General features: G+C 54.5%; 7 protein-coding genes. All 7 read left to right on the plus strand.

Features of this window, described 5'->3' with window-relative positions; all coding sequences use genetic code 11:
* Nucleotides 1-223: 223 nt before the first annotated feature.
* The 7 genes from priA to Q8O92_06450 all read left to right on the plus strand — a co-directional run bounded on the left by priA (nucleotide 224) and on the right by Q8O92_06450 (nucleotide 10173).
* Entirely contained in the window at nucleotides 224-2689 is a 2466-nt protein-coding gene (priA, locus tag Q8O92_06420; protein ID MDP2982942.1) for a primosomal protein N', read from the plus strand.
* 438 nt (nucleotides 2690-3127) lie between these two features.
* A complete protein-coding gene (gene prmA, locus Q8O92_06425; GenBank protein ID MDP2982943.1) occupies nucleotides 3128-4066 on the plus strand; it encodes a 50S ribosomal protein L11 methyltransferase in 939 nt (312 codons plus the stop codon).
* A 69-nt stretch (nucleotides 4067-4135) separates the two neighbouring features.
* Nucleotides 4136-5737 (plus strand): hypothetical protein, encoded by a 1602-nt coding sequence (locus Q8O92_06430; protein ID MDP2982944.1) that lies wholly within the window; start codon nucleotides 4136-4138, stop codon nucleotides 5735-5737.
* Nucleotides 5738-5882: 145 nt separating this feature from the next.
* Nucleotides 5883-7793 carry a CocE/NonD family hydrolase gene (locus Q8O92_06435; protein ID MDP2982945.1) on the plus strand — a complete coding sequence of 637 codons (1911 nt, stop codon included), beginning with the start codon at nucleotides 5883-5885 and terminating at the stop codon, nucleotides 7791-7793.
* A gap of 146 nt (nucleotides 7794-7939) precedes the next feature.
* Nucleotides 7940-8263: a metalloregulator ArsR/SmtB family transcription factor gene (locus Q8O92_06440; GenBank protein MDP2982946.1), complete on the plus strand. Its 324-nt coding sequence runs from the start codon at nucleotides 7940-7942 to the stop codon at nucleotides 8261-8263.
* A 10-nt stretch (nucleotides 8264-8273) separates the two neighbouring features.
* Nucleotides 8274-9398: a cysteine desulfurase family protein gene (locus Q8O92_06445; GenBank protein MDP2982947.1), complete on the plus strand. Its 1125-nt coding sequence runs from the start codon at nucleotides 8274-8276 to the stop codon at nucleotides 9396-9398.
* Nucleotides 9399-9654: 256 nt separating this feature from the next.
* The gene (locus tag Q8O92_06450; GenBank protein MDP2982948.1) at nucleotides 9655-10173 is read left to right on the plus strand and encodes a hypothetical protein; all 519 of its coding nucleotides are present in this window, start codon (nucleotides 9655-9657) and stop codon (nucleotides 10171-10173) included.
* Nucleotides 10174-10251: the final 78 nt, after the last annotated feature.

Consider the following 10251-nt stretch of genomic DNA (forward strand, 5'->3'; position numbering starts at 1 on the left):
AAAACTCGAAAATGATTTGTCAACCGCGTTGCTTGAGGTCTCAGAAGATAAAAAAACCATTCAAAAACTGGTGGGTTTCCAATGGGCTATATTTTAATGATTGGTAGCGAATTAGTATAAAATCTCTTTTACATGCATAATTCGGGTTAATACGAATCAGTGGTTCAGACAATTTTTTAACCTTCTCTTTTTTAACTTTCCCACTTCATTACAATACCTTACCATGCCCGCTATCTATGTATCCATCGCTCTCCCCGTTCCTCTGAACAGGACATTCACCTATTCGGTTCCACCCGAATTGGCGCCTTTCGCCGAGACCGGGCGAAGGGCCCTCGTTCCGTTCGGGAAGAGAATTCTCACCGGGTTCATTGTAGGAACGGCGGAACATCCCGGCGGCCTGTCTCCTGAAAAAATAAAGCCTCTCCTGGACATCCCGGACAGCGAACCGGTATTCGACAGTCACATGCTGGAGCTGGCCTCCTGGGTGGCCGATTACTACATTTCTTCCCTGGGCGAGGTGCTGAAAACCGCCATGCCTTTCGGGACAATGGTGAAATCACGGGTGCGGGTACATATAGTCGACTTCGACAGGCTCAGCCGACAGTCGAGCCTTCGACAGGCTCAGTCTAAGAGCACTGAGCTTGCCGAAGTGCCTCTTCCCAAAGCCCAGCGTGAAATGCTGGAAAAGCTCTCTGAATCCGGCCCCGTGCTTCTGCGAAAACTGCAGCGCGAATATGGCGAGCAAGCGGGCAGCGTTGTCCGCGCCCTTGAAAAAAAGGGGCTGGTTCGGCTGGAGCGGGAAATGACCGTCCCTGCCGCAGGACCGAAAACCGAGCGGCATCTAAAACCGGTTCCCGATAACGAGAGGGTTCTTCCCGCCCGGGCAAAAAAACAGGCGGAATGCCTCGAAGCGCTGCGAAAGCTGCCGGAAGGCATCCCTCTTGTGGAATTCCTGGAGCGCTACGGTTTCACACGCGGCGTGGTGAACTGCGTTGTCGACGCCGGTTATGCCCGGTATGAGGAAGTGGAGATACCACGAACCTCAAAGGTGCTCGAACAGGAGCATACCAGGGTCGACCATCCCCTGAACGAGGCCCAGAAAGAAAGCATCCAACTGATTCTGGAAGATACCCCCGGCCGTGCGCCCCGCCCGGTTCTCCTGAAAGGAGTCACCGGAAGCGGCAAGACCAGGGTCTATATCGAGCTGGTCAGAGAGGTTATGAGGCGGGGAAAAGGAGCGATCATCCTGGTTCCGGAGATAGCGCTGACCCCGCAGACCACCCGGTTTTTCACCTCGGTGTTTCCCGGCCGTGTGGCGGTGATCCATTCGGCGATGTCCCCCGGAGAGCGGTATGACATGTGGCAGCGCATCCACAGCGGGAACTGTGATGTGGTCATCGGCCCGCGCTCGGCGGTATTCGCTCCGCTCCCTTCCCCCGGCGTCATCGTGGTTGACGAGGAACACGATCAGTCCTATAAGCAGAAAGAGTCTGCGCCCCGCTATCATGCACGGGATGTGGCGGTGGTGCGCGGCGCGCTGCTCGGAATTCCCGTGGTGCTCGGCTCCGCGACCCCATCGATGGAATCCTGGCACAATGCCAGCATCGGCAAATACCGGCTTTCAGCGCTCCCGGAGCGTGTGGACTTCAGGCCTCTGCCTCAGGTTATCACGGTGGATATGAGGGAAGAACAGAAAGCGGGGAATCAGTCTTCGCTTTCCTTTACTCTCCGGGAGGAGCTTGCCAGATGCATGGAGCGCGGGGAGAAGAGCATTTTTCTCATCAACAGGAGGGGATTCGCCACCGGAGTCCAGTGCCGCTCATGCGGCAATACCCTCTGCTGCCCCGATTGCACGGCGGCGCTGGTGTACCATGCTTCAAAAAAGCTGGCGGTCTGCCATCTCTGCGGACATGAGCGGATAGTTCTCCAGCACTGCCCGGAATGCGGCGCCGATGATCTCCAGTATGTGGGCAGCGGCACCCAGCGGGTGGAGGCGGAGCTTCAGAAAATTGCCGGCGCGGACGGAATCATCCGTATGGATTCCGATACGACGCGCGCCCACGATGCCCATTTCCGTCTGCTCGAAGAATTCCGCACCGGAAAAGCGCCGGTTCTCCTGGGAACGCAGATGGTCGGCAAGGGTCTCGACATCCATGAAGTAACCCTGGTCGGGGTCGTATCGGCGGATTCAGCGCTCTACCTCCCCGATTTTCGGGCTGCCGAACGGACATTCCAGCTCATCACCCAGGTCGCCGGCCGCGCCGGGAGAGGGGATGTCCCAGGCACAGTCATCGTACAGACTTTCACCCCGGACAATTACGCTGTCCGGGCCGCCTGCCTTCAGAATTTCGATGCATTTGCGCAAACAGAGCTCGAAGCGCGCCAGGAAATCGGCTTCCCTCCTTTTTCACGGCTCATTCTCCTGGAACTCGCTTCCGATTCTTATCACTCCCTCCGCGCCGCGGCAGAAGAGAGGGCCTCGTTTCTCGCCTCCCGTCTCGGCGGTGAAACCGAGGTTATGGGCCCGGTGGAAGCGCCCATTGCCCGTATTCGAGGCAGGTACCGCATGCACATCCTTCTTAAATCCTCCCGAATTCATTCCCTGCGGGCGGTTATCCGCGAGATCATGGAAAATCAAAAAGGTACGGAAACCATCGCAGTGGATGTGGACCCTCTGGATATGATGTAATGGGTTGATTGATAGATGATCCTGCAAAAAGTATTTTTTACATTTTTTCTAGTGTTCCTTTACCTCACCCCCGGTCCCCCACTCCTAGTCAGGAGAGGGGGGTAACACTCGGCGTGACATGTCTTTACCCACACCTAATTAGGAGAGGGTGGCTGAAGGCCGGGTGCGGTTTCGACAGGACTGAAGACTTTGTAACACTTTTTGCCGCATCATCATTGATAGATGCCGAAACGGTTTCATCGTTCCCGCGAAGCGGCAACAAGTTCGGCATGACACGGTTCGCTGATAGAAAACACCCCTAATAAGTGAACTCTTTTTGAGGTGAACTAAAAATCTCATAATTTCGCTTGATTTTTTTCATTTTTAGTATATATTATCAACCGTTTAAAATACATTACGTTTGCAAGGTGCTTGTATAAACATTTCTGAACGGCGTACATGGAGAATAATTCCTCAGTCAAATTGTGGAAAAGTGTTTGTATCGCCTGTGAACCCGAATTCGAGGATCTGGTAAGTACTCTGATCTTCGAGTCCGGGTTTTCCGGTTTAGAGGAACGGAACGAATCCGGTTCCTTCCGGTTCAAAGCGTATTATCCTCTGTCGTTTTCTCCTGATCCCCTCGATACTTTACGAGAACTGCTGGAAACAACCTTCGGAAAGGATGCGGGAAAGAGAGTCAGCATTTACGCGGTCGAAACCATTCCCGGCGAAGACTGGGAAAAAGGCTGGCGTGCAGGTCTCGGGGCTGTGGAAACGGGAAAGCGGCTGGTTATTCGTCCCTCCTGGGTAAATTACTGCACTATTGATGAACGCATCGAGATCATCATCGATCCTAAAATGGCCTTCGGGACAGGAAGCCATGCCACTACCTTTCTCTGCCTTGAAGCTCTGGAGCGGTTGAATATAGCCGGACGGAGTGTGATCGATGCGGGCTGCGGATCGGGAGTACTCTCCATTGCGGCGGCGAAACTGGGGGCTTCACGGGTTTTCGCGTTCGACAACGATCCATTTTCGGTGGATAACGCCTGTGAAAATGTCCTGATCAACGGAATGCAGGATGTGGTTCAGGTGGAGCTTGCCGACCTCGAAAAGATTAGTTCGACAAGCTCACTAACACTAAAACCAGCCGACCTGGTTCTTGCCAATATAATCTATCACGTTCTGGTACGGCAGCTTCCTCTCTTCCGCTCATTTATGAATCCCGGAGGGGAAATTGTTTTTTCCGGTCTTCTATCCGGGCAGGAAACGCCTTTTCTGGAAAATATGCAAAAAGAAGGCTTCCATATCCTCTCCGTTTCTCATCGCGAGGAATGGATAGCGGTCATTGCCAATTTACTCTTGAATTCTCCGACGGAAAATCCTATACTATGTGAATAAATCCATATACAATGAACAGGCGCAAAACAGGCGCCGTCTGTTTGCCACCATCATTCATGCGGAGGGAACATGTTACGCCCGAAAAAAAGAATCGCCATTGCAGTAACCGTACTCCTGGCATTGTTATTAGCCGCCTTTAGTTCCGGCGCGCAGAACAAGCCCGCCGGAACGGCAAAAGTGGGGGACCACGGTATTCTCCACAAGGGAATGAAGACAACGGAGCATCCGGTAACTCCCAGCCCGGCCGAACAGAAGAAAAAAGAAGTCGCCGAGCGCCTGGACACCTCCAAACTCCTTTATACCGGCAAGGTGGTGGTGGACACCGACCCCAAAATGCTTACCCCCATGGAGAGCGTGGCAAAGTTTGCCGGGAAGGACTATATCATCGCCAAGACACCCCCGACAGTGGAATTTGCCGTGGTTCCGGTAGAACCTATGTGGCTCGGAGATTCGCCGGTGAAATCCAAGTCCAAGATCAGCAATGAACCCGGCCCCTGGTCGAACTGGTGTCAGGCGAATTTCGATTCCCGCACCGGCAAATTCTATTCAGCGATCGGCGACCACGGCAAGTATGACGCCCATATCCTCCTCGTAGAATATGATCCGGCTTCCAAGAAGGTGCGCTGCCTTCCCGAGGTAAACAAGGTACTGGGCCGAAAGATGGATCAGTTCGCCGAGGGGAAAATCCACGGCTGGCTGGATTTCTACAAGAGCAAAGATATTGACAAGGAGCACCTCTGGTACTGCACCTATTGGGCCAAATACGATGAGCCGGATGAGGAAGACTACGCCACCGGCTATGACGGCGGCCATGTCATGAGCTACGATGTGCTCACCGGCGATATTGTGGATTACGGAGTCCCATTGAAACGCGCTTCCTGGCCTTACCACCGGGTGGATACCAAACGGGGTATCATGTATGGTATCGGGATGCACCTCGAATTCCTCGCCTGGGATATCAATACCCAGACTACAAAATGGGCCGGTTTTCTCCCCCCCGGTTTGGCCTGGAACAACCGCGCCATTCTCATCGACGAGGAAACGGGAATGGTTTATACTTCCAACCATGATACCAAGGCCGATTCGCTCCGCCATATCATCAAGTACGACCCTTATAAAAACCGTTTCTTAAAACTCGCCTGCCATATTCCTTCAGATCAGGGTACATCCAGCAAGGGAAAAGCCGGAAACTACTCTCCCATGCGTGCCCAGACCCGGAAAGTTGGTACGGATGGACTTTTCTGGTGTGTAACTACCGGCGGTCAGATGTTCACATTTGACCCGGCGAAGGAAGAAATAATCGACAAGGGAGTCAACTGGCCCGGTGAACAGCGCTACACCTGCTCCATGGACCGGAGTCCCAAAGGAAGGTATGTCTACTATCTTCCCGGCGCGCACGGCCACGGTTATTCGGACGGCTCCCCGGTAATCCAGTACGACACCCGCACCGGTACAAAAAAGGTTATCTCGTTTATGTTCCCCTACTACTATGACAAGTACGGCTATACTCCGGGGGGGACTTTCTCCATCAAGCTGGATGACAGGGGCGAGCGTCTTTTTATACTGTGGAACGGCGCCTTTGTGGAGCATGCATCGGGAAGGAGTTCCGACACCTTCGGCCAGTGCTCGGTCATGGTTGTGAATATCCCGGCCAGCGAACGCCAGGAATAACCCTCGTCTCAATGACTTCAGGAAGCCCGCCTGAAGAAGGGGCGGGCTTCATTTTTTTCCCGGGGGAATTCCGTTTCCCGTAAGAGAAGCGGGAAGCCGGACGAATTTTCTCTCCCCCGTCACCCATCTCCGGAGGATTGCGATCATGCTGCGACCGGTTTGTTTTTCCGCGCTGCTCCTGGCGGCGGTCTGCCTGAATGCCGGTTATGCCGAAACGGATTCATCGTTCCCGGAACCGGCGACACGGGCGGAGAACATCAGGAGTACGTACACCAAATTCGAATACCGCATCCCCATGCGCGACGGTGTCAGGCTCTTCACCACCGTGTATCGTCCCACCGACATCTCGAAGAAGCAACCGATCCTCATGCTCCGAACCCCCTACAGCGTCGCCCCTTACGGCGCCGACCGCTACCGGACGGCGCTGGGGCCGTCCGAATCCTATGAAAAGGAAGGGTTCATCTTCGTGTTCCAGGATGTCCGCGGCCAGTTCATGTCGGAGGGCACATTCACCAACATGACACCGCATGCACCGGACAAAAAAAGCGGCACGATCACCAACGAAAGCACAGACACGTATGACACCATCCAATGGCTGCTCGCCCACATCGAAAACCACAACGGCAGGGTCGGCATGTGGGGCATCTCCTACCCGGGATTCTTCTGCGCGGCGAGTTCGATCGATTCCCATCCTGCTCTCAAGGCTGTTTCCCCCCAGGCGCCGGTCACCAACCTGTGGGGCGACGACTCGTTCCATAACGGCGCTTTTTACCTGCTCCACAACTTCCAGTTCTTCGGAGGATTCGGCAGAAAGCACGACGGGCCGGTCACCGAGATGCCCGAACGGCCGAAGTACCTGGACATGCCGGACGCCTACCGGTTCTTCCTCGAACTCGGATCGCTGAAGAATGTCAACGAAAAGTATTTCCATGACACCATCGGGTTCTGGAACGACATCGAAAATCATCCGAACTACGATGCCTTCTGGCAGCCGCGCAATATCCTTCCCCACCTCAAAAACATCACCGCCGCGGTCATGGTGGTGGGCGGGTGGTACGATTGCGAGGACCTGTTCGGGCCCCTCAAGAGCTACCGCGCCATCGAAGACAACAATCCCGGGATTTTCAATGTGCTCGTCATGGGGCCCTGGCGGCATGGCGGGTGGTCGGGCGACAGCGGCTCGTCGCTTGGTGACGCCGAATTCGGCTTCCCCACCTCGACCTACTATAACGACAACATCCTCTTCCCGTTCTTCAAGCACTTTCTTTCGGAGCCGGAGAAGGAGTACGCCTTCCCAGAGGCAATGGTGTTCGAAACGGGGGCGAACCGCTGGCGGTCCTTCGACTCATGGCCGCCAAAGAATCGCAGGACTCTCAATCTTTACCTCGGCGCGAAGGGCGCCCTCACGTTTTCACCGCCGGCCGACGGAAAGAACGCCGCCGACTCCTACGTGAGCGACCCCGGCAAACCGGCGCCCTTCACCTCAGACCTCGCCGCGCGCCGCCGTCCCCGTTTCATGGCGGAGGACCAGCGTTTCACCGCCAACCGCCCGGATGTGCTTGTGTACCGGACCGGGCCGGTGGACGAAGACCTCGCTCTCGCCGGGCCGATCCGGGCGCGCCTGTTCGTATCCACCACCGGCACCGACACCGACTGGATCGTGAAACTCATCGATGTCTTCCCCGACAGCATCCCGGGATACACCCCGAGATCCGACGATCCCGACCGCCGGGGACAGCAACTCCTCGTGCGCAGCGAGGTGATGCGGGGACGGTTCCGCGAGAGCCCGGATCGCCCGAAACCCTTCACTCCGGGCGAGATCACCGAGGTTTCCTTCGAGCTCCAGGACGTTCTTCACACGTTCGCGCGCGGGCACCGCATCATGGTGCATGTCCAGAGCTCATGGTTCCCCATGGTCGACCGAAACCCGCAGACGTACGTTCCGAATATCTTCAAGGCCGACGAGAAGGATTTCGTCGCGGTCACGAACACCCTGCACCGCTCGAAGGACGCCCCCAGCCGTCTCGAAGCGGGAGTTCTCCCCGGGGAGAAATAACGATGCCGATCCAGGATCATCCGGGAAAAGGAACCTTCTGAATTCTTTTATTGGAAAAAAGACTTGACAAAGACCCGAAAAAGCGTTATATAGTTCAATAGTTTCTAAACAGTATAGTTTATAAACCATTATTCGAGGGTTTCGCCATGTCGGACCTGTTTGTGCGTCATGCAGAAATCTGTAAGACTTTTTCAAACCCAAGGCGTCTGGAAATAATCAGCGCGCTCCGTGACAAGAAGGAATTGACCGCAAGCCAATTGCTGGAACTGATCGATACCAGCAAAGCAAATCTCTCTCAGCACATGGCTGTTCTTGTTCAGAAGGGTGTTGTGAAATCGAGGCGGGAAGGAATAAACGTTTTCTACCAGCTTTCCGACGAACGCATCACCAAAGCGTGCGACATCATGCGCGAGGTGCTCATCGGCAGGCTGGAATCCGAGGCGAAAGCCCTGGACCAGTTTAAGAAATGATGGGGCGGTCATGATATATCTGGATTACAACGCGACAACCCCGATAGATGAATCCGTTGCGGATGCCATGATACCGTTCATCCGCGGCGGCTTCGGCAACCCGTCGAGCACTCATGCATACGGAGTCGCCGCAAAAAAGGCGGTAGATACCGCGCGGGAGCAGGTAGCGAATTTTCTGGGTGCGCACCCCGACGAGATTGTTTTCACCGGCGGCGGAAGCGAATCGAACAACGCGGTCATCAAAGGAGTCGCATACTCCCTCCGCGGTAAGGGGAGCCACATCATCACCTCCCGGATAGAGCATCCCTCGGTGTTGAATCCCTGCCGTTTTCTCGAAAAGAACGGGTACGAGGTCACGTATCTCCCCGTTGACCGGTATGGGGCCGTCGATCAGGAGGAAGTCGGGAAAGCCATCACGAGCGGAACGATCCTCGTGACCATAATGCACGCGAACAACGAGACCGGGACTATTCAGCCCGTTTCCGCCATTTCGGCGGTATGCAGGGAAAAGGGCGTGTTTTTTCACACCGACGCCGCCCAATCGGCGGGGAAAATCCCGGTGCGTGTTGATGATATGGGTGTTGACTTCCTCTCGGTCGCCGGGCACAAGCTCTACGCGCCCAAAGGGATCGGCGTCCTTTACATCCGGGATGGGCTTTCCATCGAGCCGCTCATTCACGGCGCCGGGCACGAGATGGGGCGGAGGGCCGGCACCGAGAATGTCATCTTCGCCGTCGGCCTCGGACGCGCGTGCGAAATCGCGACCGCCTCCCTCGAAGACACCGCCGTCAGGGAATTGACGGATTCCTTTTACAAAGGTATGCAATCGCTTTTCGGCGACAGGATGCGGCTCAACGGACATCCCGAGAACCGTCTGCCGAATACCTTATTTGTAAGTTTTAAGGGTCACACGGCATCCTCCGTCATCGATGCCCTGGGTGATGTCGCCGTATCCACCGGCTCCGCCTGTCATTCCGGCTCCACCGGCCTTTCGCCGGTATTGAAAGCGATGGGTGTGAGCGAAAGCGAGGCGGCGGCAGTGATCCGATTCAGCCTTGGACGATACACCACACGGAATGAAATCGACACGGTGTTGGAAAACCTCTCACTTTTGGTTGAGAATACCGGCGGTTAAAAGACTGGAGAAAAAGTCAGATTTTATCTTGTTTCGCCCCTTCCTAGAAACTCACCCCTTGGTCCCCTCTCTCTCCGAGAGAGGGGATAACTCGTTGGGAGCGTGATAGTTCCCCCTCTCTAACTCGTTAGAGAGGGGGGCAGGGGGGTGAGTTAAAAATTCTGGAAAACCAAACGATTCTGACTTTTTCACCAGGCTTTTAAACCATCCAAGCGTTATAAGATCAACCCTAAAATTTTTTCAGAAAGGTGTATATATGCGACGGTCAAAAGCGGTATTCATGATAATGCTCACCGGCATTTTTTTCAGCATATCGATGTATCAAGGAACGATTCTTGCGGAAGAAAGTCCGAGACTTTCCCATCAAATGGGTCATATGATGGGAGACGGCGATCACGGGAGCGGTGAGAACAGCCCGGGTGTCGCCGCGCTCTTATCATTACAACCCATGCCGGTTGATTTCGGGAATTTCTATTTGAATAACTGGCGAAAGGGGATCCTCTACACTACGCTGGAATTGGGAATGTTCATTCCCGGTATGGCGCTTCTTGGCGATCATGGGATGGGTTTTTCGGATAGAAGTGACGGTCGCTCTTGGAACGACAGTGAGCGGGTTACCTTCTATTCACTCCTGGCGGCTTATATCGCAGTAAAAGTTATCAGCGCATATGATGCTGGATCAACGGCTGAACGGATGGCGAGGGGGAACATCATCTCATTGAATCTCAACCCGCGAGAGAAACAGGTAATTATGTCTGCGCATGTGTCTTTTTAACCCGGATTATTCGTAAAATTGTCATTTCAATTTTTTACATAAATATCAATCACTTACCATACATTACAAAATAAAGCT

It is taken from the genome of Candidatus Latescibacter sp., from assembly GCA_030692375.1.
In the GTDB taxonomy this organism is placed as follows: Bacteria; Latescibacterota; Latescibacteria; order Latescibacterales; family Latescibacteraceae; genus JAUYCD01.

Excerpts from the sequence above, each read along its gene's own strand:
- Q8O92_06450 (MDP2982948.1), top strand. The coding sequence starts at position 9,655 with ATGCGACGGTCAAAAGCGGTATTCATGATAATGCTCACCGGCATTTTT.
- Q8O92_06440 (MDP2982946.1), top strand. The coding sequence starts at position 7,940 with ATGTCGGACCTGTTTGTGCGTCATGCAGAAATCTGTAAGACTTTTTCA.
- prmA (MDP2982943.1), top strand. The coding sequence starts at position 3,128 with ATGGAGAATAATTCCTCAGTCAAATTGTGGAAAAGTGTTTGTATCGCC.
- Q8O92_06430 (MDP2982944.1), top strand. The coding sequence starts at position 4,136 with ATGTTACGCCCGAAAAAAAGAATCGCCATTGCAGTAACCGTACTCCTG.
- Q8O92_06435 (MDP2982945.1), top strand. The coding sequence starts at position 5,883 with ATGCTGCGACCGGTTTGTTTTTCCGCGCTGCTCCTGGCGGCGGTCTGC.
- priA (MDP2982942.1), top strand. The coding sequence starts at position 224 with ATGCCCGCTATCTATGTATCCATCGCTCTCCCCGTTCCTCTGAACAGG.
- Q8O92_06445 (MDP2982947.1), top strand. The coding sequence starts at position 8,274 with ATGATATATCTGGATTACAACGCGACAACCCCGATAGATGAATCCGTT.